Genomic DNA, 23721 nt, shown 5'->3' on the forward strand with positions numbered 1-23721 from the left:
AATGGTTGATATGACAAAAACTACCACCGAGAAAAAACTCACTCCGGGTGATATTCGTGGCGTGTTCATCCGTTCTAACCTGTTTCAGGGTTCATGGAACTTCGAACGTATGCAGGCGCTGGGCTTCTGCTTCTCCATGGTACCGGCGATCAAGCGCCTGTACCCGGAAAATAACGAAGCACGACGTCAGGCGATTAAGCGTCACCTGGAATTCTTCAACACCCATCCATATGTAGCCGCGCCGGTTCTGGGCGTAACGCTGGCGATGGAAGAGCAGCGTGCCAACGGCGCAGAGATTGACGATGGTGCGATCAACGGTATCAAAGTCGGTCTGATGGGTCCTCTGGCCGGTGTAGGTGACCCTATCTTCTGGGGTACGGTTCGTCCGGTCTTTGCCGCGCTGGGGGCGGGTATCGCCATGAGCGGCAGCTTGCTCGGTCCTCTGCTGTTCTTTATCCTGTTCAACGCGGTGCGCCTGCTGACCCGTTACTACGGCGTGGCCTACGGCTACCGCAAGGGCGTGGATATTGTTAAGGATATGGGCGGCGGCTTCCTGCAGAAACTGACCGAGGGGGCGTCAATCCTCGGCCTGTTTGTGATGGGGGCACTGGTGAACAAGTGGACGCACGTGAACATCCCGCTGGTGGTATCGACCATCACCGGCCAGGATGGTCAGACCCGCGTCACCACCGTGCAGACTATCCTGGATCAGCTGATGCCGGGCCTGGTACCGCTGCTGTTGACCTTCGCCTGTATGTGGCTGCTGCGTAAGAAGGTGAACCCGCTGTGGATCATCGTTGGCTTCTTCGTCATCGGTATCGCGGGCTACGCTGTCGGCCTGCTGGGTCTGTAAAGCAGTAACGTGAGACGCCGGGGGCTTGCCCCCGGTTTTTTATCGGTTATCCGGAGGATGAATGACTGTCACGGACATCGTACTGGTTTTATTTATTGTTGCCCTTATGGCTTACGCTATCTATGACGAGTTCATTATGCCTCGCCGCCACGGCGAGACGCTACTGACCCTTCCCCTCTTACGCCGCGGACGTATTGATGCGTTTATCTTCGCGGGTCTGGTGGTCATTCTGATCTACAATAACGTCACCAGCCACGGTGCAATATTAACCACATGGTTATTATGTGCGCTGGCATTAATGGCGATTTACCTTTTCTGGATCCGTTCGCCAAAACTCATTTTTAAAAAACACGGATTCTTCTTCGCCAACGTATGGATAGAATATAACCGCATTAAAGAGATGAATTTATCCGAAGACGGTGTGTTAGTGATGCAATTAGAACAACGCCGCCTGCTCATCCGGGTCAAGAATATTGATGACCTTGAGAAAATCTACACATTACTCCTTAAAACTCAATAAGTTAAATTTATAGCATCGGCTATATATTACGCTATTTTCTCACCCTGAATATAGCCGTTGCTATATCTGCTATCCTCTTTTGACTTATATTCATTAACGATATTTTCACGCATAAACCTAAATGAAAATCGTTATCAAGAGAGCGAGTAAATTAAGCCTTCCTCGATGTTGTTTTATATTCTCAAAATATGTTAAGGTTGCGCCCGTCGTTGGGGAGTAGCCGATTTCCTGCACGCAGGAAATGTACGTGTCAACATACTCGTTGAAAAACGTGGCACGTACGGATCGCTTTCAGCACGCTTACGGTGCAAAAGAGATCAGGCGAGACCATAGATACATCAACTGCTGTTTACTGGGGGCAGTGATGTGTCATATGGATATCCCCGGTCTGGACGCTGTTATGAATATCTCCGCTACGATCCTTCTCGCTTTTGGCATGTCCATGGACGCTTTTGCTGCCTCCATTGGCAAGGGTGCCACGCTCCAAAAACCTAAATTCTCAGAAGCACTGCGTACCGGGCTGATTTTTGGCGCCATCGAAACGCTGACACCGCTCATGGGTTGGGGTCTGGGTATGCTCGCCAGCCAGTTCGTGCTCGAGTGGAATCACTGGATCGCGTTCGTTCTGCTGGTGTTTCTCGGTGGCCGAATGGTCATCGAGGGTTTTCGCGGCGGGGATGATGAAGATGCTGAACCGCAATACCGCCATGGATTCTGGCTGCTGGTGACAACCGCTATCGCCACAAGCCTTGACGCCATGGCCGTCGGGGTGGGTCTGGCTTTCCTGCAGGTTAACATTATCGCCACTGCGCTGGCCATTGGCTGTGCAACACTGATTATGTCCACGCTGGGCATAATGGTCGGACGCTTTATCGGCCCGCTACTGGGTAAACGCGCCGAGATCTTAGGCGGTATCGTTTTGATCGGCATTGGTGCCCAGATCCTCTGGGCACACTTCGCGGGTTAAGCGTCGCGCTGCCAGACATGGATACTGAAATCTGTCTGGCAGCTAAACGTCGTCCGGGCCGCTAGCGCCGCCCAAACTTCCGGTTTTGCCCGCCACGCGAACGGCGTCATCTGCAACAGTGCTACCGCCTCCTGCCCCTCCAGATCCATTTGATACGCCACTGACTGCTCCTGCTTCAGCGTAAAACCGGCCAGCTGTTCAGAATGGGGGGCATGCAGACGCACGTCATCATAGATGAGCCCTTTCAGTTCCATCAGGTGACGCGGGCCGGGTGTGACGGTGATGACCCATCCGCCGGGTTTCACCACCCGTGCAAGCTCTTGCGCTTTACAGGGAGCATAGATGCGGATGATAGCGTCCATACTGGCATCTTCGAACGGCAACCGGTGGCTTGAAGCCACGCAGTACGTCACGCCAGCGTAGCGTTTAGCCGCCGCGCGAATGGCCACTTTCGACACGTCGAGACCGAATGTTACGGCCCCCTTCTCACGCACCACTTCCGCAAACCGCGCGGTGTAGTATCCTTCTCCACAACCGATATCCAGCATGGCGGACGCCGAATCAGGCAACATATCATCCAGCATCTGCGCAACTGTCTCCCGCAGCGGCAGATAGTGTCCGGCATCGAGAAATGCACGGCGTGCCTGCATCATCTCCGCACTATCGCCCGGATCGCGGGAGCGCTTATGCTGCACCGGCAGAAGATTCACATATCCTTCTTTCGCCATATCAAACTGATGTCCCTGCGGACAACGATAACTTTTATCTGAGCGCATCAGCGACGCATGACAAAGGGGGCAACTGAAGGACATGGCAACTCCGGGGCATAAACCAAAGGGCGAAGTGTACCGCTATTCGCCCCGCTATAAAACGGCTGGATTACCGCATGACGATAAGGTGGTCAGAACCGGCCGGGAGGCCATCAGGTTTTATATTCTCCAGGCGCAGCACGTTGCCCATGATTTCGCTGAAAACCGGCGCTGAAACCGCCCCACCGTAGTACGCCCCGTTTTGAGGCTCGTTAATCACCACGACCAGCGCAAAACGCGGATCGCTCGCAGGCGCGACGCCCGCGGTATAGGCGACATATTTATCGACATATTTGCCGCTGTCATCAATCTTCTTCGCCGTACCGGTTTTTACCGCCACGCGGTAATCACGCACCGCGGCCTTAACGCCACCGCCACCGGGTAGCGCAACGCTCTCCATCATATGCTCCACCTCATGCGCGATCTCCTCCGGCATAACGCGGTGCCCGATAACGGGGGGATCGATGCGGGTGATCGACAGGGGACGCTCCAGTCCAAATCCGCCAATCGTCGCATAGACGTGGGCAAGCTGGAGCGGCGTCACCATCAGGCCATAGCCGAAGGCAAAGGTCGCGCGGTCGAGCTGGCTCCAGTACTTACGCTGTGGCAACAGGCCCGCGCTCTCCCCCGTTAAGCCAAGACCCGTGTTCGTGCCAAAACCAAAGTTCCGGTAGGTATCAAGAAGGTGCTGTATGGGCATCGCCAGTGAGAGCCGGGAGACTCCGGTATCGCTCGATTTCTGCAGGATCCCGGTCATCGTCAGCTCCGGGTAGTAGCCCACGTCGCGAATACGGTGTCCATCAAGTGTATAAGGATGGGTGTCAATCACGCTGTCCGGCTGGACCAGCCCCTGCTGCAGCGCCGTCATCAGCACCAGCGGTTTAACGGTCGAACCGGGTTCGAACGTATCGCTAATAGCCCGGTTACGAAAATCGTTAATTGTCGCGCCTTCCCGGTTATTGGGGTTGAAGTCCGGGTAACTCGCCATGGCGAGTATTTCGCCGGTTGGGATATTGATCAATACCGATGCCCCTGACTCGGCCTTATTCCAGGCCACGGCATTATCCAGCGCGTCTTCGGTAATGGTCTGTAGCCGCTCGTCGATGCTGAGCTGAATGTTATGCGCTGGCGTGGGCGCAACTTCCGTCAGGTTTTCAACCACCCGGCCGTAGCGATCCTCCCTTACCTGTCGGACACCCGCTTTACCCGTCAGCTGAGTATTAAAGCTTTTTTCCACCCCTTCAATGCCCTGCCCGTCAATATTGGTGAAGCCAATCAGATTGGCCGCCACGTGGCCTGCCGGGTAAAAACGGCGCGATTCATCACGCAGGTTAATTCCCGGCAAATTCAGTTTATCAATCCATTTGGCCTGCGCAGGATCAACCTGACGAGCCAGGTAAATGAACCGGCCCCTGGGATTGGCGTTAATGCGCGAAGAGAGGGTATTCAGGGAGAGATGAAGCGCGCTCGCCAGCGCCTGCCAGCGATCGTCAAAACCAACGCCCCCTTTTGCGAGTACCGTTTTAGGGTCGGCCCATACGGCTCTGACGGGCACGCTGACCGCCAGAGGTCGGCCTTCACGATCCGTGATCATCCCTCGTGGAGCATCAATCGTCAGCTGACGCAGCGATCGCATATCTTCCTGCTTCACCAGGTTGTCTGGTTTGATGATTTGTAGCCAGGCAACACGACCCAGTAAAAAAGCCAGACTGCAGAAAATAGCAAAACAGAGCAGCGCAAAACGCGCTGGTGTGAAATTGCCAGCGCTCATAATTAATTTCTTTTTCACCTGAACCCCAGAGCTGTTAAACAACGCTCTGATTTAACGGGAAAAGATGCGCTGAGGGAGGCGAAACTGTGCTTCTAACCTCGCAGCTTTGCAACAAGTTGCTAACGAGACAGAGGATAGTCATATTTTGAAAGATAGGGGCATAAAAAAGCCCCGCATTGTGCGAGGCTTTATGTCTGAGATTGAAGTGCTACGCGCTTCAGTCAGCAGCGGTTCGATCAGATAGCAGTTACGTTAACTGCAGCTGGGCCTTTCTGGCCGTCCTGAATTTCGAACTCAACGTTCTGGCCTTCAGCCAGAGTTTTGAAGCCGTTACCCTGGATTGCAGAGAAGTGTACGAACACGTCTTTGCTGCCGTCAGCAGGAGTAATGAAACCAAAACCTTTAGACTCGTTGAACCACTTAACTTGACCTTTAATCTTTGCCATTTGCAAAATTCCTTAGAGTGTTTTCTTAGCCCGCAGGCATTGACTGAGATAAAACTGAGACATTACTGCATGAGGCACTAATATAAGGTTCGGCAGAGAAGCGGTATTCAACGACAACGTGTTTACTCAGGACTTCTTTACTGAAAATGCCACACATAAACAGAACTGTACCTCGTTTGACCCAAAACGTGTTATCACACACTATGTTTAATATGGCAAGCCATTTTTAAACATGTCTCGATCCGCCGCACAAATTCGAACACTGTCTGTAAGGATTTGCACAATTATGCGCGATACACACAGACAGCTTAACGCTCTTACACAGGCTCTACGGTGCTTTCGCAAGCACTGTAATCTAAGACTTTTTTAACATAGCTCAATCATTACAATGCGTCCAGCAACCGTGAAAAGAAATCTTCGGAATTGATTGAGTTAGAACAAATTGTGAAAACTTATGCTTAAATCATTGCAACGGGGGCGTATTGTTTCAGGAAAAACCCAATGTTAATAATCCGCACCGAACTGTATTAAAATGCAGCAGGTAATAAGGAGGGTTATGCACCAAAATAATGAAATTTTTATGACGCTGCATCAAAACAAGGCAAGCAAAACGTTTCGATAAAAATAAAACATTTTTGAGCGTAGATACATACAGAATATATGCAACAATTCATCGCTTCGTTTATAAGGATAAATAATCGCCAGTTTTCAGTATCCTGAAAGTACTATTAACTGGTGCTAAATTATCTGCCTTACCACTTAACGCGTTTTCAGGGAGGGATTACACCTGGACTGAACCAGACCACAGTCCCTCCCGGGACACGGCAATCAGCGCTCAGCCACCAGACGGATAAAATCGTCCTGATCCTGGTTGTTTTCAGCGACAGCCTCTTTTGACTCGTCTTTCCCTTCCGGTTCGTTAGCCTCGCACAGACGACGCAGCAGCGCATTCTGACGCTTTTGCTGATCGAGCAGCGCTTCCAGCAGTTCAATCTGCTCGTTTGTACGGGAACTGGCACGGTTCACGAAAAACCAAATGACCAGACCCACCAGCAGAACAACCAAAGAGATCATCAGGGATGCTACATTCAGCAACCCTGAGTTCAGTAACTCACCCATTTCACCACCTCAATAAAAACGCCTATTTTACCACTGGTGCGAAGGAAGGAAATCACCTTAAGAAAAAATGCGTGCTACCACGGGATAAACTTATTGATTGCGCAAACGCCGCTAAAAAACTGTACATCCTGATCGCACATCACATTGATCGTCTGCGTCCATAACACCACGCACGCTATCAGTACGACAATCAGAATCACCCAGCGTATTTTTTTCACTCCACACTCCGTCTAAAGACCTGATACAGCCAGGTTATCACGGTGACCTTAAACAAGGACTAACTGTACCAACATCAGGTCTTTTTCAGAATCCTGCACTTGTTTCATTACGTAAACCGTTTAGGCTAGCCTCATGATAACAACGATAAAAGAGGTAACAATGCGCGTAATCATTCGAACGATTATAGTACTGGCGATACTCTGGATTGGACTTTTGTTAACCGGCTACGGTGTGCTTGTGGGAAGCACCGAAAATGCAGCAGGCTTAGGTATTCAGTGTAAGTACGTAACAGCACAAGGCGTAAGCACGGCGCAGTATCTCCATTCTGATAGCGGCATCATTGGTTTAACCAACTGCCCGATACTGAGAAAGATGTCCGTCGTGGTTGATAATGGCTAACTGGCCTGGTTAACCACTGACGAAAAACGCCGCAGAAGATGCGGCGTTTTTTTATGCTAAAACGCGTTAAAAGGGATAGTCGTGATAGCCCATCTGCTCGGAAATCTTACGCGCGGCAGTGTGCAGAATAGCTACATACTCGTGCAGACGCTCTTCTGAGAAGCGCAGGGTTGGGAAAGAGATACTTAAACCCGCGATCACCACGCCAAAACGGTCAAACACCGGAACGCCGATGCAGCGCAGCCCTTCTTCCTGCTCTTCGTTATCTTCGCCGTATCCTTGTTCACGCACCTTGTCGAGTACCGTTAACAGTTCATCAGTATTGGTAATGGTTCGTTCCGTGCTGCGTTTATATTCCACGCCATCAAGGATCTGCTTCACCTCTTCGCGATCGCGCCACGCCAGCAGAACCTTGCCAATTGCCGTGCTATAAAGCGGGTTGCGGCGGCCAATGCGCGAATACATACGCAGGTTGTACATGGAGTCGATTTTATGGATGTAAACAATGCTGTCTTCATCCAGTGCACCCAGGTGAATGGTCTCTTTGGTCAGACGGGAGATCTCACGCATCTGAATGTCCGCGCTGCGGATCAAATCAACGTTTTGCAGCGCCCGGGCACCCAGTTCGAACAGCTTTAGCGTCAGAGAGTATTTTTCAGACTCTCCTTCCTGCGCTACATAACCCAGTGACTTCATGGTTTGCAAAAAGCGGTAAACGGTGCTTTTCGACATCATCACACGCTGCGACAACTCTGTAATACCAATTTCACGCTCTTCTCCGAGCGCCTGTAAGATGCCAAACACCTTCAGCACGGAAGAAACAGAATCTGGCTGTTTATCCAAATCCGCAATTGCCATTTACCACCTCATAGAGAGTGTTTTATAAAAATCAGAACCGGTTTTTATTATAAATTCCTGTGATGTTACCTGCAATCAATGCGCGTTTGTTTCGTTACAAATCTGCGACATATAACGGCGTTAACAGTGCTAAAATCGTTACCCTGAGAATAATTTCACCCTGAGCTTTTTATCCCCGATGGAAAAGAACCTTTCCGATGGTCTGCCTTTGCCCCTGCGGTATGGCGCCATTGCTACGATTATTATTGGGATCTCAATGGCCGTCCTCGATGGCGCGATTGCGAACGTTGCCCTGCCCACTATCGCCAGCGACCTGCAGGCCTCCCCGGCCAGCTCGATATGGATTGTTAACGCCTATCAGATTGCGATTGTGATTTCCCTGCTCTCCTTCTCTTTCCTCGGCGACATGTTCGGCCACCGTCGGGTCTATCAGTGCGGCCTGGTGGTGTTCACCTTTACCTCGCTGTTATGCGCCCTGTCTGACTCATTGCACACGCTGACGCTGGCGCGCATAGCGCAGGGCTTTGGCGGTGCGGCGCTGATGAGTGTAAATACGGCATTGATCCGCTTGATCTATCCGCAACGTCACCTTGGACGCGGGATGGGGATAAACTCGTTTATTGTCGCGGTTTCCTCCGCCGCCGGACCAACAATTGCAGCAGCCATACTTTCTGTCGCCTCATGGCAATGGCTCTTTGCCATAAACGTGCCGCTGGGTATCGTGGCTATCTTCTTTGCCCTGCGTTTTCTTCCTGCTAACGGCCCCAAAAGTACCATGCCGCGTTTTGACGTCCCCAGCGCAGTGATGAATGCACTGACCTTTGGTCTGCTGATTACAGCCCTGAGCGGCTTTGCTCAGGGGCAATCCATGGCGCTTACCGGCATCGAGCTTATCGCCCTGCTGGTAACAGGATTCTTCTTTGTTCGCCGTCAGCTCGCCCTGCCCGTTCCTTTGCTGCCGGTAGATCTGCTGCGTATCCCCCTCTTTTCGCTCTCCATCTGTACGTCCATTTGCTCGTTCTGCGCTCAGATGCTGGCGCTGGTTTCTCTGCCCTTCTTTCTGCAAAGCGTGGTAGGACGTTCGGAGGTGGAGACCGGGCTGCTGCTAACGCCCTGGCCACTGGCGACGATGGTGATGGCGCCGCTGGCGGGTTACTTAATTGAACGTATCCATGCCGGTTTGTTGGGTGCGGTGGGACTGGCCGTCATGGCAACCGGCCTTTTCGCGCTGGCACTGTTACCGTCATCACCCAGCGATCTGGACATCGTCTGGCGCATGATCCTCTGTGGTGCGGGGTTCGGCCTGTTTCAGTCCCCCAATAATCACACCATCATCACCTCTGCCCCCCGTCACCGCAGTGGCGGCGCCAGCGGGATGTTGGGAACTGCGCGCCTTATGGGGCAAAGCAGCGGCGCGGCGCTGGTTGCCCTGATGTTTAACCTTGCCGGGCAAAACGGTAACCACGTTGCGCTGCTCACCGCCGGCGCGCTTGCCACCCTCGCGGCCATCGTCAGCGGTCTGCGCGTTACCCAGCCCAGGGTTCAGGCATAAAAAAAGCCGGGCGGTGAATACGCCTGCCCGGCTTATTGTGACGCTTCGCGTTACTTCAGGTATTCCCCACTGCGCAGAGCTTCAATACGTTTATCCAGCGGCGGGTGAGACATAAACAGCTCACTGAGCGACTTTGATTTACCGTTGATGCAGAAGGCCATCATGCTGTTCGCTTCCTGCGGCTCGTAGCTGGTTTTCAGGCGCTGCAGGGCAGCAATCATCTTCTCGCGTCCCACCAGTTTCGCAGAGCCGGCATCCGCGTGGAATTCACGGTGGCGCGAGAACCACATGGTGATAATACTCGCCAGAATACCGAACACCAGTTCCAGCACCATCGACACGGCGAAGTAGATCAGCGGGTTACCGTTGCTCTCTTCACCTTCATCACGGTTGCCGCCCATAAAGCCCGCCGCAATCTGCGCCAGGATACGGGAGATAAAGATAACGAAGGTGTTCACCACGCCCTGAATCAGCGTCATGGTCACCATGTCGCCGTTGGCAATATGGCTGATTTCGTGAGCGATGACCGCTTCGGCTTCGTCACGGCTCATGTTTTGCAGCAACCCGGTGCTGACAGCAACCAGCGATGCATCACGACGGGCACCCGTAGCAAACGCGTTAATATCGGGCGCATGATAAATGGCCACCTGCGGCATGGCGATCCCGGCCTGACGGGATTGCTGAGCCACCGTATTCATCAGCCACTGTTCCATATCGTTACGCGGCTGCTCAATCACCTCACCGCCGACGGATTTCAGCGCCATCCACTTTGACATCAGCAGGGAAATGAACGAGCCACCAAAACCAAACAGCAGCGCCATAATCAACAGACCCTGAACGCTGCTCGACTGAATTCCTGTCAGGCTTAGCACGAGCCCGAAAACCACCATCACCGCCAGGTTGGTGAGCAGGAAGAGCGCGATTCGCATCATAATTTTCTTTTAACCTCAGTTTAACAAAGCGCACTATGCGATTACCCACATCGTATGGGTATTGCGGCTATTTTCAAGCATCCGGAGGGCGTAAGTCACCAGAAAGACACAACTTTACACAATTGGAAATCTGCCTGACGGAAGGATGCGGAACAAAAAGAAACAGGCACAATTTCTTGTGCCTGTTGGGGGATTATTTCGCCGGAGCGGGTTGCTCAGCAGGCTTATCTTTTTCCAGATTCGCCAGATCGAGGGCGATATGCACCGTCTCGTCCAGGTAAGGATCCGGCTCCTGGTAATCTTTTGGCAGATCGTCCAGTTTCTTGAGCAGAGGCTTACCTTCACGCTTGAAGCGGTCGTTGATACGGGCCAGACGCGTGGCATCGTCTTCGTTGTTCTCTTTCTCACGCTGGGCGTAGTTCAGAGAAACAATATTCCGTTTATCCTTCAGGGCATTGAAACGCGCAATGTCCTTCATGATGTACTGGAATTCCGGATCTTTCGCGATGCGGTCGTTATGCGCTTTCAGCAGTTCAGGGCCAAATTGCGTCATATCACCCGCTTTCACGTAGGTCGCAGCATTGATGCTGTCCCACGGTAACGCGTTATCTTCAAACTTCTCGCCAGTTTCGGTCTCTTCCGTTCCTGTCGGCATCATGATATCCGGCGTGACGCCTTTACGCTGCGTACTGCCGCCGTTGACGCGATAGAACTTCTGAATGGTGTACTGCACTGAACCCAGCGCAGGCCATTCCGGACGCAGCATCTGATCGTAGATACGGTTCAGCGATCGATACTGCTGAACGGTGCCTTTACCAAAGGTTGGCTCACCCACGATCAGCGCACGGCCGTAGTCCTGCATTGCCGCGGCAAAGATCTCAGACGCGGACGCACTGAAGCGGTCGACCAGCACGACCAGCGGGCCTTTGTAGTAGACCACACCGTCGTTGTCGGCATCTTCACGGACTTTACCGTTGTTATCACGCACCTGAACCACAGGGCCAGACGGGATGAAGAGGCCAGAGAGCGATACCGCTTCTGTCAGCGCACCACCACCGTTGCTGCGCAGGTCAATGATGACGCTGCTGACGTTCTGTTTCTCAAGTTTCTGCAGCTGAACCTTCACATCGTCGGTCAGCCCTACGTAGAAGCCTGGGATATCCAGGACACCCACCTTCTCTTTACCCACGGTTTTCACCGACATTTTCACCGCGCGGTCTTCCAGACGGATACGCTCACGAGTCAGGGTAACGATACGGGTTTTAGTGCCTTTACCCGCAGGCAGAATTTCCAGACGAACTTTGCTGCCTTTCGGACCTTTAATCAGCGCAACCACGTCGTCAAGACGCCAGCCAATGACATCGACCATGCCTTTACCGGTTTGTCCGACCCCGACAATGCGGTCACCTACGCTGATCGCTTTGCTTTTGGAGGCCGGGCCACCCGCCACCATGGAGTTGATCACGGTGTAATCATCGTCCATCTGCAGTACCGCACCGATACCTTCCAGAGACAGGCTCATTTCGGTATTGAACTGTTCGGTGTTGCGCGGGGAGAGATAGTTGGTGTGCGGATCGATTTCGTGCGCGAAAGCCGTCATCGCCAGAGAGAAGACATCCTCACTGTTGGTCTGCGCCAGACGACGAATGGCAAATTTGTAACGACGCGTCAGCGTGTCACGGATCTCTTTTTCATCTTTGCCGGTCAGCTTGAGACTCAGTTCGTCGTATTTGACCTTTCCGTCCCACAGCGCATTCAACTCGGCTTCATCTTTCGGCCACGGCGCTTTGCTGCGATCGAGATTAAAATTGTCGTTGCCGGTGAAGTCCATCGGACGTTCGAGCACTTTCAGGGCGTACTGATAGCGTTCAAAGCGGCGCTTTTGCGACAGGTTGTAGAGGTCGTAGAAAAGATCCAGCTTGCCTGACCGCAACTCATCACCCACCTCGGATTTGCGCTTAGCGAACTGCTCGACATCACTGGCGAGCAAAACGTTATGGCTGTAATCCAGCAAGTTCAGATAGCGGTCAAAGATTTTGGCCGAAAAGGCCTGATCGAGATCGAACTGACGATAGTGCGAGCGGGTGAAACGAGACGTCACGCGCTCGCTCACCGTCGCGTGCTGCGTCTCTTCCTTGAGTACCGGAATTTGATCAACGCGCGTGATATCGTCCACTGCGAAAGCATGGCCTGTTATAGCAAACAGACCCGCCAGCGCGGTGAGCTTAAAAAAAGTGTTCATGCCAGGCTTGGCCTCCGTTTCAGAACAACAAGTGTTCTGCGCGTACAATCATTGACATACCAGAAGTCAGCTGTACACGAACGCCATCTTTGGTGATTTCCAGTACGGTGGCGTCCATAGCATTGTTGCCCGCTTTGACCTTCAGCGCCTGACCCACGCTCAGCGCGTTGATGTCAGAAACCGGGGTATGGCGCGGCTCTTCACGAGGCGCACGTGGGGCTTTGGCTGCTGGTTTGTCTGCACGCGGTTTGCGATCGTTATTATCGTGACGACGCGGCGCAGGGCGCGGTTTACGCTCACGACGAGGCGCTTCCTCCTGGCCGTTTGCCGCTGCGGCTTCGCGTTTTTTCGCTTGCTGTTCTGCACGTTGTGCCTGAACGCGTGCTTTGGCTTCTTCAAGCTGCTTGCGTGCGTGTTCAACGTGCTGCTCGTCCAGCTCACCACAAGGGTTGCCGTCGAGATCCACGCGAGTCGCGCCCGGTTTGATACCGTACAGGTAACGCCAGCTCGAAGTATAAAGACGTAAGGCAGAACGCAACTGAGTTTTGCTGAGGTTCATTTCCCCCTCAACGCGCGCTACCAGATCCTGAAAAATACCGACTTTCAGGGGACGAGCTTCACCTTCCGCGCTGAAGCACTGCGGGAAACGCTCGGCCAGAAATGCGATAACTTCTTTACTGCTATTCAACTTAGGTTGATTTTCCATGAAATTTCCTGATTACAACGGACGTTGCCAACAAGCGCAGGCATGAACAGGCGTCATTATAATGACGCTATCAGTAAATGCTACGTTATCCGTTGATTATCCTGCGACGCTCGCAAAGAATTTTTGATAATCGGTGCCGGCAAGGACGTTTTCCAGATTCGCCACCAGCTCGCGCAGCCCTTGCTCGTCCTCGGTTGAGAAGCGACTGAAGACGGTGCTGTCGATATCCAAAACGCCAATAATCTGATTTCTTACCACCAGCGGCAGTACGATCTCAGAATTACTGGCGGCATCACAGGCGATATGCCCGTCAAACGCATGAACATCTTCCACACGCTGTACCTGATTCTCGGCCACCGCAGTACCGCATACACCGCGCCCTACCGGAATACGCACGCAAGCCAGTTTGCCCTGGAACGGGCCAAGTACCAGCGTGTCACCTTCCAGGAGGTAAAAGCCAGCCCAGTTCACGTCAGAGAGACGTTCGAACAACAATGCGCTAGTATTTGCCAGAGTGGCTAAGAAGCTGGTCTCACCCGCCATCAATGCCTTAAAATCGCGGTTCAGATCCGCGTAGAATTCTGTTTTGTTCATTATTCAATCACTTAGTTGTCTTACAAAATTACCGCATAGCCTATTAAAATAAGCATTAAATGCGCTCATGCTCAAGATGAATCCGTTCATGAGTTAATATAACGTTCAACAATACTTATTTGTGCGCAGCTGATGGCCTTAAAAACAACCAAAATTACGCCGACAAAAAAGATAACGGTCCATACGGTAAGAGACGCTTTGCCTCGTGCACATTATCAGCGTTGCCCCCAGTGCGATACGCTTTTTATGTTGCCGAAGATGAAATCGCACCAAAGTGCCTTTTGCCCCCGATGTGACGCGAAAATTCGTGACGGCCGAGACTGGTCGTTAACCCGTCTGGCCGCCATGGCCGTCACCATGCTGCTGCTGATGCCCTTCGCCTGGACCGAGCCCCTGCTGAAGCTCTACCTGCTTGGCGTACGCATTGATGCCAACGTGCTGCAGGGGATCTGGCAGATGACCCGCCAGGGCGATCCGATTACCGCTGCCATGGTGCTGTTTTGCACCGTTGGCGCGCCGCTGGTGCTGGTTGCAGCCATTGCCTATCTGTGGTTTGGCAACATCCTGGGGATGAATCTTCGCCCGGTGCTGCTGATGCTGGATAAACTCAAAGAGTGGGTGATGCTGGATATCTATCTGGTCGGTGTGGGTGTGGCATCAATTAAAGTGCAGGATTATGCTTTTCTGCAGCCGGGCGTCGGGCTTTTTGCCTTTATCTGCCTGGTGCTGCTCAGCATCCTGACGCTGATCCACCTGAACGTTGAGCAACTCTGGGAGCGTTTTTACCCTCAGCGCCCTGCCACCCGTCCGGATGAGAATCTCCGCGTCTGTCTGGGATGCCATTACACCGGGTTGCCCGATCCCCGTGGGCGCTGTCCGCGCTGCCACATACCCTTGCTGCATCGACGCAATAACAGTCTGCAAAAATGCTGGGCGGCGCTGATTGCCTCCCTGGTGTTCTTGATCCCCGCCAATATGCTGCCGATTTCCGTCATTTACGTGAATGGTGCCCGTCAGGAGGATACAATCCTCTCCGGCATTATCTCCCTGGCGCACAGCAACGTTGGGGTTGCGGCCATCGTCTTTATCGCCAGTATTCTGGTTCCTTTTACCAAAGTAATGGTGATGTTCACCCTGCTCATCAGCATTCACTTTAAGTGTGAGCAAGGATTACGAACCCGAATACTGCTTTTGCGATTCGTCACCTGGATTGGCCGCTGGTCCATGTTGGATCTGTTTGTGATTTCGCTGATGATGTCGCTGATCAATCGCGACCAGTTACTTGCTTTTACTATGGGACCCGCAGCTTTTTATTTCGGCTCTGCGGTGATATTGACTATTCTTGCTGTGGAATGGCTGGATAGCCGCTTACTTTGGGATGCACATGAGTCAGGAAACCCCCGCTTCGCCGACTGAAGCGAGAATTAAAACTAAACGCCGCATTTCGCCATTCTGGTTGCTGCCTGTCATCGCCCTGATGATTGCAGGCTGGCTTATCTGGACGAGCTATGAAGATCGCGGAAGTACCGTCACCATTGATTTCCAGACCGCCGACGGCATCGTCGCCGGACGAACCCCCGTTCGTTTTCAGGGGGTTGAAGTCGGTACGGTTCAGGACATCTCACTCGGAAAAGGGCTGAACAAAATTCAGGTGCGGGTCAGCATTAAATCGGACATGCAGGACGCGCTGCGCAGCGAAACGCAGTTCTGGCTGGTCACGCCGAAGGCGTCTCTGGCGGGTGTCTCGGGGCTGGATGCGCTGGTTGGCGGTAACTACATCGGTATGATGCCAGGCAAAGGCGAACCGCAGGATCACTTTGTCGCGCTGGATACGCAGCCAAAATACCGTCTCAATAACGGCGATCTGATGATCCATCTGCAGGCGCCGGATCTCGGCTCACTGAACAGTGGCTCGCTGGTCTATTTCCGAAAAATTCCGGTGGGTCGCGTTTACGATTACGCCATCAATCCTAACAAACAGGGCGTGACCATCGATGTGCTGATCGAAAGGCGATTCACCAACCTGGTGAAAAAAGGCAGCCGCTTCTGGAACGTGTCTGGCGTAGATGCCGACCTCAGCCTGAGCGGTGCTAAAGTGAAGCTGGAGAGCCTGGCCGCGCTGGTAAACGGGGCGATTGCCTTTGACTCCCCGGAGAACTCCAGCCCTGCTGCTGCCGATGATACGTTCGGGTTGTACGCTGATCTGGCGCACAGCCAGCGAGGGGTGATCGTCAAACTTGTTCTGCCCGATGCGAAAGGTCTGAAAGCCGGATCAACACCGCTGATGTATCAGGGTCTGCAGGTAGGTCAGCTCACCAAAATGACGCTCAACCCTGGCGGCTCGGTGACGGGCGAAATGACCGTAGACCCCAGCGTGGTCGATCTCCTGCGCGAGAAAACGCGTATCGAAATGCGCAGTCCGAAGCTCTCTCTTAACGATGCCAGTCTCAGCACTTTGCTGACCGGCAACACGTTTGAACTGATCCCCGGTGAAGGAAAGCCAAGCAATAACTTCGTGATCGCCCCGGCGGATAAAGCCCTGCTGCAAAAACCGGGCGTTGTGACGGTTACGCTAAATGCACCCGAAAGTTATGGTATTGAAGCCGGTCAGCCGCTGATCCTCCACGGTGTCCAGGTGGGTCAGGTTCTGGAGCGAACGCTTTCCGAAAACGGCGTGAGCTTCTCGGTAGCGATCGATCCGCAATACAGCAACCTCGTCCATGGCGACAGTAAATTCGTGGTGAACAGCCGCGTCGATGTGAAGGTAGGCCTGGACGGCGTAGAGTTCCTTGGTGCCAGTGCCAGCGAATGGGTTAACGGCGGCATTCGCATTTTGCCGGGCGATAAAGGCCCCATCCGCGAAAATTACCCGCTGTATGCCAACCTGGACAAAGCGATTGAAAACAGCCTGAGCGATCTGCCGACGACCACGCTGACCTTGAGCGCCGAGACGCTACCGGACGTCCAGGCGGGTTCTGTGGTGCTGTATCGCAAGTTTGAAGTCGGGGAAGTGATCGCCGTTCGCCCGCGTGCGGACGCGTTTGATATCGAACTGCATATCAAGCCGGAGTATCGCAAGCTGCTGACGCCAAACAGCGTCTTCTGGGCCGAAGGCGGCGCGAAAGTTCAGCTTAACGGTAACGGGCTGACCGTGCAGGCCTCCCCGCTCTCACGCGCGCTGCGCGGCGCCATTAGCTTCGATAACCTCAGCGGTGCAGGCGCAAACCTGCGTAAGGGCGATAAGCGTATTCTCTTCCCGTCCGAAACCGCCGCGCGTGCCGTGGGTGGGCAGATTACCCTGCATGCGTTTGATGCCGGTAAGCTGGCGGAAGGCATGCCGATTCGCTACCTGGGCATTGATATCGGCCAGATCCAGAAGCTGACGCTGATCACCTCCCGCAACGAGGTACAGGCCACCGCGGTGCTCTACCCGGAATATGTGCAGACCTTCGCCCGCACCGGTTCCCGCTTCTCGGTGGTGACGCCGCAGATTTCGGCCGCAGGCGTTGAACATCTCGACACTATTCTGCAGCCCTATATCAACGTCGAACCCGGCCAGGGCAATGCACGGCGTGATTTCGAACTGCAGGAAGCCACCATCACCGATTCGCGCTACCTCGGTGGCCTGAGCATTGTGGTGGAAGTCCCGGAAGCAGGCTCACTTGGCATCGGCACGCCGGTTCTGTTCCGCGGTATTGAGGTAGGTACGGTAACGGGTCTGACGCTTGGTACGCTCTCCGATCGTGTAATGGTGGCGTTACGTATCAGCGACCGTTACCAGCACCTGGTACGAAATAACTCAGTATTCTGGCTGGCATCTGGCTACTCGCTGGACTTCGGCCTGACGGGGGGCGTGGTGAAAACCGGTACCTTCAACCAGTTCATCCGTGGCGGTATTGCGTTTGCCACCCCGCCGGGCACGCCACTGGCGCCAAAAGCGCAGTCGGGGAAACACTTCCTGCTGCTCGAAAGCGAACCGAAAGAGTGGCGTGAATGGGGAACGGCCCTGCCGCGTTAATCTGAAAGGCTCCGGTGTCAACGCGCCGGAGCCTTTATGTTACACTGCGCACCTGAACTTTTCCCTGTGGTGTGCACGTGGCTCAAAACTCCGTATTTCTTCCTGAACAATTCCTTTCGCAAATGCGCGAGGCGCTTCCCTCTCACCTGTCGTTAGATGATTTTATCGCCGCCTGCCAGCGTCCGTTACGCCGGAGCATTCGCGTCAACACGCTGAAAATCAGCATTGATGATTTTCTGACGCTGGTTTCCCCCTACCACTGGCAGCTTACGCCGGTGCCCTGGTGTGCAGAGGGGTTTTGGATCGAGCGCGATGACGAAGATGCCGTGCCGCTGGGAAGTACCGCAGAACATCTGAGCGGTCTGTTTTATATTCAGGAAGCCAGTTCGATGCTGCCGGTTGCCGCCCTGTTCGCAGAAGGCAACGCACCTGAACGCGTGATGGACGTTGCCGCCGCGCCCGGCTCGAAAACAACACAAATTGCCGCCCGGATGGGTAATCACGGGGCGATTCTTGCCAACGAATTTTCCGCCAGCCGCGTGAAAGTCTTGCATGCCAACATCAGCCGCTGCGGTATCCAGAATGTCGCCCTGACGCATTTTGACGGACGCGTGTTTGGCGCCGCCTTGCCGGAAGCGTTCGATGCCATTCTGCTCGACGCCCCCTGCTCCGGTGAGGGGGTGGTGCGTAAAGATCCCGATGCGTTAAAGAACTGGTCTGTGGAAAGCAATCTTGAGATCGCTGCCACGCAGCGCGAACTGATCGACAGCGCCTTTCACGCCCTGCGACCCGGCGGCACGCTGGTGTACTCCACCTGTACCCTCAACCGCGATGAAAACGAAGACGTCTGTCTGTGGTTGAAAGCGCAATACCCGGATGCCGTTGAGTTCCTGCCACTTAACGATCTGTTTGCCACGGCAGATGAGGCCGCCACGCCGGAAGGTTTCCTGCACGTGTTCCCACAGATTTACGACTGCGAAGGGTTCTTTGTGGCTCGTCTGCGCAAAACTCAGGCGGTGGCTCCCCTGCCAGCCCCGAAATTTAAGGTCGGCAATTTCCCGTTCGCCCCGCTGAAAGGCCGCGATGCTGTGCAACTTAAAGCCGCCGCCAATAAGGTTGGGCTGATCTGGGATGAGAATCTGCACCTCTGGATGCGTGATAAAGAGATATGGCTGTTCCCGGCACCCATTGAGCCGCTTATTGGTAAAGTCCGTTTTTCACGTATCGGGATCCGCCTGGCGGAAGTGCATAAAAAAGGGTACCGCTGGCAGCACGAAGCGGTCATCGCCCTGGCGGACAGCGATAACACGTTTGAACTGACGCATCAGGAAGCCGAAGAGTGGTATCGTGGTCGCGACGTTTACCCGGAAACTACCCCGTCTCAGGATGAGGTTATTGTGACGTATCAGGGCTTCCCGTTGGGTCTGGCGAAAAAGGTCGGCTCGCGGCTGAAAAATAGTTATCCGCGGGAGTTGGTCCGCGATGGCCGGTTGTTTACGGGTAACAGTCCCACCGACTAAAAAAAAGCGCATTTTTTTACTGGCGATTTTGCTCTCCTTGTCTACGATCAAAAATGGATGCCCATACTGGTCATACCAGATTCTGAAAACCGACCCGGAGAGCACTATGACGAAAACCAGCGTGCGTATTGGCGCTTTTGAGATCGACGACGCAGAGCTGCGCGGCGAAGCACAAGGCGATCGAACGTTAAGTATTCCCTGCAAATCCGACCCGGATTTGTGCATGCAACTCGACGCATGGGATGCGGATACCAGCGTCCCGGCGATACTTGATGGCGAACACTCTGTTCTTTACCGTGAGCATTACGATAGCAAAACCGATGCCTGGGTCATGCGCCTTGCCTGACCTAAAGAGAACCCGCCCGAAGGCGGGTTATTTATTACTGTAGCTGTGCCAGCGTGAAGTAACCGTCGAACACCGCTCCGGTATCAATATAGTGCAGGTTATCAAAATCATACCGCCTGTCGACGGGCGTATGCCCGAACCAGAAATGATCCGCACCGCTAATCCCCTGCCCTTTGCCCACCATAAAGCCCATCAACCTGTCGCGATCCCACAGCACGCGCTGGGCGCTCACCGGTTTTTGCCAGCGGTATTCCGCGGCGGGGTAATCTGCGTGCGCAATAACATTGAGACCGTTTGCGCAGGTTATCTCGATAATATGCGGCAATTCGCGGCAGGCGTTTAGTAACGTTCGCGCCAGCGCCTGCTGCTCGCGATCAAGGCGCGTAAACCACACTCCACCATTCATCGCCCACAACGCAGAATCATTATTGTCCAGACTATCCATTGCCATTTGCTCATGGTTACCCCGCACGGCTCTGAACCATTTCTCATTGATGAGCTGCAGTGTTTTTACGCTGTCAGGACCGCGATCGATCAAATCGCCAACGGAAATAAGCAAATCCTCATACGGATTAAAATGGCGGCGTTTCAGTTCGTCCATAAGCCACTGATAACAGCCATGTATGTCGCTGACAACCCAGACGTGACGCCACATCCCACCCTCTATTCGCTGATACATAAGTCCTCCTTTAAACAGTATAGCCGCCGTATAAAATGCAAAAGACGGGAGTGGTCCTTACAAAGTCAAACAAACGGTAAACCAACCAGAAATAAAGATCCTCACGCTATTAATCCCTTATTCCTGGCTCCTTAGAATAGAGGCAGAAAAAAACGAGGGATCTTCACGTGTCTAATACACACCTGCATAACGATGTGTTCTACCCACATCGCACAAATATAATTTCCGAGCTGGTGAACGGCGAACGTGTCCCGGGACCCATCTGGCGAAAACGCGATTATCGGCTGAAGTTCCTTTTACGTTCGCTTCTGTTCTGGACTTCCACCCGTCGCATGCTGGAAGCCCTTTCAGGGCGTGACGATTTCGACAAACTTCTCGCCGCTCAAATTACATTGCCCAGCAAGACCCATCGGCAGTATCTGATGCGTGGCCTGACCGCGAACGATCGCGCCGACGCTATCGTTAACCATTATTACTGGATCGATAGCCTGAAAGAGCGCGCCCTCGCCCAGGCGCTGACCAGCCCGCAGGAACAAACCGTTGTTCAGTTCCATGCAAAAGAGGGCGTGATCTATACGGTTAATGCATCCTCTGCCGGGAAAGCCGAGCGCGAAGGTGAGAGCACGCTGTGGCTGCGCGATAACGAGGATACGCTGCTTGCCAGCCTGACCTTTAGCGTAGCCCGCAGCAACGGACAACGCGTAATAGTGATTGGCGGGCTTCAGGGCCCCCGCCGCTGCGTGTCGCGGGACGTCATTAAACAATCCACCCGCGCCTGTCACGGCCTGTTTCCTAAACGCGTGCTGATGGAAGTTCTTTTCCAGCTGGCCTTACAGTCATCTGTTAAGGCGATTTTTGCCGTCAGCGACGAGGGACACGTTTTCCGCGCATTGCGCTATCGCCTCAGCAAAGGCCGCCATTTCCACGCCAGCTATGACGAATTCTGGGATTCTCTGGGCGGTAAAAAGGTCTCCGGCTTCTGCTGGCAGCTCCCGCTGCAGATGGAACGCAAATCTCTCGACGAGATCGCGAGCAAGAAGCGTGCGGAATACCGCCGTCGTTTTGAATTGCTTGATGAAATTGAGGCGTCGGTAAAATCCCGCTTTTAAGCACGGCGCTGACTTTCCTTAATTGCTCACAAAAATTTAACAAAACAGGCAAAAAGGGCTGGACTTCCGCCTGCGGTGTTGTGATATGTTTTACGAAGTCGCACAGGATGCATCCGCTGTATAAAGATGATAAAAGACGTAACGTATTGTCTTTCATACAGATAAAAAGAGACCGAATACGATTCCTGTATTCGGTCCAGGGAAATGGCTCTTGGGAGAGAGCCGTGCGCTAAAAGTTGGCATTAATGCAGGCTAAGTCGCCTTGCCTTTTAAGAATAGATGACGACGCCAGGTTTTCCAGTCCACAGTTAAAGCGGCCAGAAAAAAAGCGTTAAATCATCATCAAAAACAAAAAACCGCAGTGCTTTCGCGAGCATCTGCGGTTTTTTATTGGAAACCTGAACGCTAGCAGAGCTTGTCAGCGCGTTCGATAAATGGTGTCAGGCTCATCTTCTGCCCTGGGTGAGCCGGGTCATCAATCTGGATCACGCTGATGGGCTGGCCGCTGCTCTTGCCGCTGGCCACCTGCTGCTCTGCAACCTCATTCAACGGGTATTGCACCAGCGTACTCGGGTTGATCGCGTATAACGCATGGCCCGGACGACAGGTCAGCATCACCTCTTCGCGATTAAACGCCCACTTGTCTTTACCCACTTCAAAACGGCTGACGGTGATCACCTGCGGCGCGGCCAGAGCGCTCCCCGTGCAGGCCAGCAATAAGAGCGAAAGTACTGTTTTTTTCATATGTTAGTTAACCTTGTCAGAAGGGTTCCCAGGTGGCGAACAGGCTGACCGCTGCCAGAACCAGCGCTCCCAGCACCACTTCTGCCTGTGTCATCCTGATAAAAAGCTGTTGTGCCCACCCGGAATCCGGACGAAACCGTGGCACCAGAAAATACCGATTTGCCAGCGCAATTGCCACCATCAACGCCACCAGCGCACATTTGAACAATAAAAGCTGCACGTAGCCAGCCTGCCAGGGAATATGGACGCCCAGAATCAAGAGCGAATTGATCGTCCCTGTGAGCAGCACGCCCGCGACGGCATAGTGGCCTACGCGCGAGAAACGCATCATGGTGTAGATGGCCGCGTTCTGCCAGCGCCCTTTTGCCAGATGCATGCAGAACAGCAGCGGCAGTAATCCGCCGAGCCAGGTTGCGGCACATAACAGATGAACGGCATGATTGAGACGCTGCACAGCCCCCAACGGACCTTCGTTCATCGTCGCGTGGCCTACCCCTGCCAGCAGGACAAACTGCCCCATTGCGAGCAGTAGCAGCCGGGAGCCTTTCAGCGGCGCAAGCCACGCGGCAGCAACCGTAATGGAAGCCAGGATAATTTGCCACAGCCAGACGCTGCCAAACTGCGTCCCCAGTACGCCGTGCCAGACTTGCGGGTTAAACACATCTCCCCAGCCATCGCCCATTAATCCGCCCTGAAGCATGAACATCAGAAGCGCAGCGGCCAGGGTGATTAAAGATGCCACCCGCTGCTGTAGCGCGAAACGCAGAGCCATCAGACGATGGAGAGAGGAAGGCGCCAACCAGACGCTGTATAGCGCATTACCAAAAACGAGCATCAGCGCCGCGAAATGGATAAAGCGAAACCCAACATAGACCAGTGCCAGCATGCTATTTCACGCTAAAGTGATAGCTGCCTTTGGTTTTGTGGCCGTCGACGGAAACCACATGCCAGTCCACCCGGTAGGTTCCGGTCGCCAGCGTTTGCGCCAGCGGAACGATCAGTTGAGCCTTGTTCTTTTCGTCTCGCGTTACGGCTCCCGTTTTGACGACCTGCTTGTGCGCATCCGTCACCACCACATCGCTAAACCCCGGTTCAATACCTTCCGAAAAATTCAGCGTCAGTGACTGCGGAGCGCTCACCACGCTGTCTGCTGCGGGGCTCTGCTGTTTAAGATGCGCATGCGCCAGCACAGCGGGCGAGATAATGACTGATGCCAGAAAAACCAGCGCGCATACCGTGCGTGAAGTGGATAATCCCATCGCGATCATTCCTTTTTGTTATGTCTGTATGCTAAAGAATAACGCTGTATAATAGACGA

Annotated in this window: 24 protein-coding genes, 1 pseudogene and 1 riboswitch; of the genes and pseudogenes, 10 read left to right on the forward strand and 15 right to left on the reverse strand. The window is 53.6% G+C overall.

From position 1 onward, the window contains the following. Position 1: 1 nt before the first annotated feature. The 3 genes from ABFI50_RS00360 to mntP all read left to right on the forward strand — a co-directional run bounded on the left by ABFI50_RS00360 (position 2) and on the right by mntP (position 2340). Positions 2-853, forward strand: coding sequence for a PTS mannose transporter subunit IID (locus ABFI50_RS00360; protein WP_006810994.1), 852 nt, complete (start codon positions 2-4; stop codon positions 851-853). A gap of 61 nt (positions 854-914) precedes the next feature. Further along, positions 915-1373, forward strand: a complete 459-nt coding sequence (locus tag ABFI50_RS00365; RefSeq protein WP_045268886.1) for a DUF986 family protein — start codon at positions 915-917, stop codon at positions 1371-1373. 199 nt (positions 1374-1572) lie between these two features. Then, a riboswitch (yybP-ykoY riboswitch) is annotated at positions 1573-1763 on the forward strand. Positions 1764-1773: 10 nt separating this feature from the next. Then, positions 1774-2340 (forward strand): manganese efflux pump MntP, encoded by a 567-nt coding sequence (gene mntP / locus ABFI50_RS00370; protein ID WP_045268916.1) that lies wholly within the window; start codon positions 1774-1776, stop codon positions 2338-2340. Here the strand turns inward: mntP and rlmA are convergent. The 6 genes and pseudogenes from rlmA to mgrB form a co-directional block, all read right to left on the reverse strand. Then, positions 2337-3152, reverse strand: coding sequence for a 23S rRNA (guanine(745)-N(1))-methyltransferase (gene rlmA / locus ABFI50_RS00375; RefSeq protein WP_032636216.1), 816 nt, complete (start codon positions 3150-3152; stop codon positions 2337-2339). The two genes, mntP and rlmA, sit on opposite strands and share 4 nt — an antisense overlap. Positions 3153-3219: 67 nt before the next feature. Next, entirely contained in the window at positions 3220-4920 is a 1701-nt protein-coding gene (ftsI, locus tag ABFI50_RS00380) for a peptidoglycan glycosyltransferase FtsI (RefSeq protein ID WP_023330640.1), read from the reverse strand. A gap of 236 nt (positions 4921-5156) precedes the next feature. Then, positions 5157-5366, reverse strand: a complete 210-nt coding sequence (cspE, locus tag ABFI50_RS00385) for a transcription antiterminator/RNA stability regulator CspE (RefSeq protein WP_001062678.1) — start codon at positions 5364-5366, stop codon at positions 5157-5159. 12 nt (positions 5367-5378) lie between these two features. Further along, a pseudogene (locus ABFI50_RS00390) lies at positions 5379-5523 on the reverse strand (DUF2627 domain-containing protein). A 671-nt stretch (positions 5524-6194) separates the two neighbouring features. Continuing rightward, positions 6195-6485, reverse strand: a complete 291-nt coding sequence (locus ABFI50_RS00395; RefSeq protein WP_014884285.1) for a YebO family protein — start codon at positions 6483-6485, stop codon at positions 6195-6197. A gap of 74 nt (positions 6486-6559) precedes the next feature. Beyond that, positions 6560-6703 carry a PhoP/PhoQ regulator MgrB gene (gene mgrB, locus ABFI50_RS00400; RefSeq protein ID WP_014884286.1) on the reverse strand — a complete coding sequence of 48 codons (144 nt, stop codon included), beginning with the start codon at positions 6701-6703 and terminating at the stop codon, positions 6560-6562. 160 nt (positions 6704-6863) lie between these two features. Between mgrB and ABFI50_RS00405 the strand changes: the two genes are divergently transcribed. Then, positions 6864-7103 (forward strand): YobH family protein, encoded by a 240-nt coding sequence (locus ABFI50_RS00405; protein WP_071922113.1) that lies wholly within the window; start codon positions 6864-6866, stop codon positions 7101-7103. Positions 7104-7169: 66 nt separating this feature from the next. On the opposite strand, the gene kdgR is transcribed toward ABFI50_RS00405, so the two are convergent. Then, positions 7170-7961, reverse strand: coding sequence for a DNA-binding transcriptional regulator KdgR (kdgR, locus tag ABFI50_RS00410; RefSeq protein WP_014884288.1), 792 nt, complete (start codon positions 7959-7961; stop codon positions 7170-7172). A gap of 178 nt (positions 7962-8139) precedes the next feature. Here kdgR and ABFI50_RS00415 point away from each other — a divergent pair, with 178 nt between their 5' ends. Further along, positions 8140-9513: an MFS transporter gene (locus tag ABFI50_RS00415; RefSeq protein WP_023338427.1), complete on the forward strand. Its 1374-nt coding sequence runs from the start codon at positions 8140-8142 to the stop codon at positions 9511-9513. Positions 9514-9563: 50 nt separating this feature from the next. On the opposite strand, the gene htpX is transcribed toward ABFI50_RS00415, so the two are convergent. The 4 genes from htpX to ABFI50_RS00435 form a co-directional block, all read right to left on the reverse strand. Next, positions 9564-10445 (reverse strand): protease HtpX, encoded by an 882-nt coding sequence (gene htpX, locus ABFI50_RS00420; protein WP_014884290.1) that lies wholly within the window; start codon positions 10443-10445, stop codon positions 9564-9566. Between the two features lie 193 nt (positions 10446-10638). After that, positions 10639-12687, reverse strand: a complete 2049-nt coding sequence (gene prc / locus ABFI50_RS00425) for a carboxy terminal-processing peptidase (RefSeq protein WP_014884291.1) — start codon at positions 12685-12687, stop codon at positions 10639-10641. Positions 12688-12706: 19 nt separating this feature from the next. After that, positions 12707-13393, reverse strand: a complete 687-nt coding sequence (gene proQ / locus ABFI50_RS00430) for an RNA chaperone ProQ (protein WP_014884292.1) — start codon at positions 13391-13393, stop codon at positions 12707-12709. A gap of 96 nt (positions 13394-13489) precedes the next feature. Beyond that, positions 13490-13987 (reverse strand): GAF domain-containing protein, encoded by a 498-nt coding sequence (locus ABFI50_RS00435; protein ID WP_063433480.1) that lies wholly within the window; start codon positions 13985-13987, stop codon positions 13490-13492. 132 nt (positions 13988-14119) lie between these two features. On the opposite strand from ABFI50_RS00435, the gene yebS reads away from it, so the two are divergent. The 4 genes from yebS (at position 14120) to ABFI50_RS00455 (ending at position 19871) form a co-directional block, all read left to right on the forward strand. After that, positions 14120-15403: a membrane integrity lipid transport subunit YebS gene (gene yebS / locus ABFI50_RS00440; RefSeq protein WP_063943272.1), complete on the forward strand. Its 1284-nt coding sequence runs from the start codon at positions 14120-14122 to the stop codon at positions 15401-15403. Beyond that, positions 15372-18005, forward strand: coding sequence for a PqiB family protein (locus tag ABFI50_RS00445; protein ID WP_014884295.1), 2634 nt, complete (start codon positions 15372-15374; stop codon positions 18003-18005). The genes yebS and ABFI50_RS00445 overlap by 32 nt, the downstream gene beginning before the upstream one ends. A 77-nt stretch (positions 18006-18082) precedes the next feature. Beyond that, positions 18083-19525 (forward strand): 16S rRNA (cytosine(1407)-C(5))-methyltransferase RsmF, encoded by a 1443-nt coding sequence (rsmF, locus tag ABFI50_RS00450; RefSeq protein ID WP_347485135.1) that lies wholly within the window; start codon positions 18083-18085, stop codon positions 19523-19525. 106 nt (positions 19526-19631) lie between these two features. Next, complete coding sequence (locus tag ABFI50_RS00455) at positions 19632-19871, forward strand: YebV family protein (protein ID WP_008500472.1); 240 nt, start codon at positions 19632-19634, stop codon at positions 19869-19871. 34 nt (positions 19872-19905) lie between these two features. Here ABFI50_RS00455 and pphA read toward each other — a convergent pair whose 3' ends face one another. Further along, on the reverse strand, positions 19906-20550 hold the full coding sequence (gene pphA / locus ABFI50_RS00460; RefSeq protein ID WP_014884297.1) for a protein-serine/threonine phosphatase: 645 nt from the start codon (positions 20548-20550) through the stop codon (positions 19906-19908). Between the two features lie 167 nt (positions 20551-20717). Between pphA and ABFI50_RS00465 the strand changes: the two genes are divergently transcribed. Further along, positions 20718-21659, forward strand: a complete 942-nt coding sequence (locus ABFI50_RS00465) for a VirK/YbjX family protein (RefSeq protein WP_045281182.1) — start codon at positions 20718-20720, stop codon at positions 21657-21659. A gap of 405 nt (positions 21660-22064) precedes the next feature. On the opposite strand, the gene ABFI50_RS00470 is transcribed toward ABFI50_RS00465, so the two are convergent. The 3 genes from ABFI50_RS00470 to yobA are packed head-to-tail and all read right to left on the reverse strand — an operon-like array spanning position 22065 to position 23662. Beyond that, positions 22065-22403 carry a YebY family protein gene (locus ABFI50_RS00470; protein ID WP_014884299.1) on the reverse strand — a complete coding sequence of 113 codons (339 nt, stop codon included), beginning with the start codon at positions 22401-22403 and terminating at the stop codon, positions 22065-22067. Positions 22404-22419: 16 nt separating this feature from the next. Further along, the gene (gene copD, locus ABFI50_RS00475) at positions 22420-23289 is read right to left on the reverse strand and encodes a copper homeostasis membrane protein CopD (RefSeq protein WP_248217625.1); all 870 of its coding nucleotides are present in this window, start codon (positions 23287-23289) and stop codon (positions 22420-22422) included. A 1-nt stretch (position 23290) separates the two neighbouring features. After that, complete coding sequence (gene yobA / locus ABFI50_RS00480; RefSeq protein ID WP_063433488.1) at positions 23291-23662, reverse strand: CopC domain-containing protein YobA; 372 nt, start codon at positions 23660-23662, stop codon at positions 23291-23293. Positions 23663-23721 lie beyond the last annotated feature (59 nt).

The organism is Enterobacter sp. HNDS-6, assembly GCF_039850505.1.
Classification (GTDB): domain Bacteria; phylum Pseudomonadota; class Gammaproteobacteria; order Enterobacterales; family Enterobacteriaceae; genus Enterobacter; species Enterobacter kobei.

Excerpts from the sequence above, each read along its gene's own strand:
- ABFI50_RS00360 (WP_006810994.1), top strand. The coding sequence starts at position 2 with ATGGTTGATATGACAAAAACTACCACCGAGAAAAAACTCACTCCGGGT.
- ABFI50_RS00365 (WP_045268886.1), top strand. The coding sequence starts at position 915 with ATGACTGTCACGGACATCGTACTGGTTTTATTTATTGTTGCCCTTATG.
- mntP (WP_045268916.1), top strand. The coding sequence starts at position 1,774 with ATGAATATCTCCGCTACGATCCTTCTCGCTTTTGGCATGTCCATGGAC.
- rlmA (WP_032636216.1), bottom strand. The coding sequence starts at position 3,152 with ATGTCCTTCAGTTGCCCCCTTTGTCATGCGTCGCTGATGCGCTCAGAT.
- ftsI (WP_023330640.1), bottom strand. The coding sequence starts at position 4,920 with ATGAGCGCTGGCAATTTCACACCAGCGCGTTTTGCGCTGCTCTGTTTT.
- cspE (WP_001062678.1), bottom strand. The coding sequence starts at position 5,366 with ATGGCAAAGATTAAAGGTCAAGTTAAGTGGTTCAACGAGTCTAAAGGT.
- ABFI50_RS00395 (WP_014884285.1), bottom strand. The coding sequence starts at position 6,485 with ATGGGTGAGTTACTGAACTCAGGGTTGCTGAATGTAGCATCCCTGATG.
- ABFI50_RS00405 (WP_071922113.1), top strand. The coding sequence starts at position 6,864 with ATGCGCGTAATCATTCGAACGATTATAGTACTGGCGATACTCTGGATT.
- kdgR (WP_014884288.1), bottom strand. The coding sequence starts at position 7,961 with ATGGCAATTGCGGATTTGGATAAACAGCCAGATTCTGTTTCTTCCGTG.
- ABFI50_RS00415 (WP_023338427.1), top strand. The coding sequence starts at position 8,140 with ATGGAAAAGAACCTTTCCGATGGTCTGCCTTTGCCCCTGCGGTATGGC.
- htpX (WP_014884290.1), bottom strand. The coding sequence starts at position 10,445 with ATGATGCGAATCGCGCTCTTCCTGCTCACCAACCTGGCGGTGATGGTG.
- prc (WP_014884291.1), bottom strand. The coding sequence starts at position 12,687 with ATGAACACTTTTTTTAAGCTCACCGCGCTGGCGGGTCTGTTTGCTATA.
- proQ (WP_014884292.1), bottom strand. The coding sequence starts at position 13,393 with ATGGAAAATCAACCTAAGTTGAATAGCAGTAAAGAAGTTATCGCATTT.
- ABFI50_RS00435 (WP_063433480.1), bottom strand. The coding sequence starts at position 13,987 with ATGAACAAAACAGAATTCTACGCGGATCTGAACCGCGATTTTAAGGCA.
- yebS (WP_063943272.1), top strand. The coding sequence starts at position 14,120 with ATGGCCTTAAAAACAACCAAAATTACGCCGACAAAAAAGATAACGGTC.
- ABFI50_RS00445 (WP_014884295.1), top strand. The coding sequence starts at position 15,372 with ATGAGTCAGGAAACCCCCGCTTCGCCGACTGAAGCGAGAATTAAAACT.
- ABFI50_RS00455 (WP_008500472.1), top strand. The coding sequence starts at position 19,632 with ATGACGAAAACCAGCGTGCGTATTGGCGCTTTTGAGATCGACGACGCA.
- pphA (WP_014884297.1), bottom strand. The coding sequence starts at position 20,550 with ATGTATCAGCGAATAGAGGGTGGGATGTGGCGTCACGTCTGGGTTGTC.
- ABFI50_RS00470 (WP_014884299.1), bottom strand. The coding sequence starts at position 22,403 with ATGAAAAAAACAGTACTTTCGCTCTTATTGCTGGCCTGCACGGGGAGC.
- copD (WP_248217625.1), bottom strand. The coding sequence starts at position 23,289 with ATGCTGGCACTGGTCTATGTTGGGTTTCGCTTTATCCATTTCGCGGCG.
- yobA (WP_063433488.1), bottom strand. The coding sequence starts at position 23,662 with ATGGGATTATCCACTTCACGCACGGTATGCGCGCTGGTTTTTCTGGCA.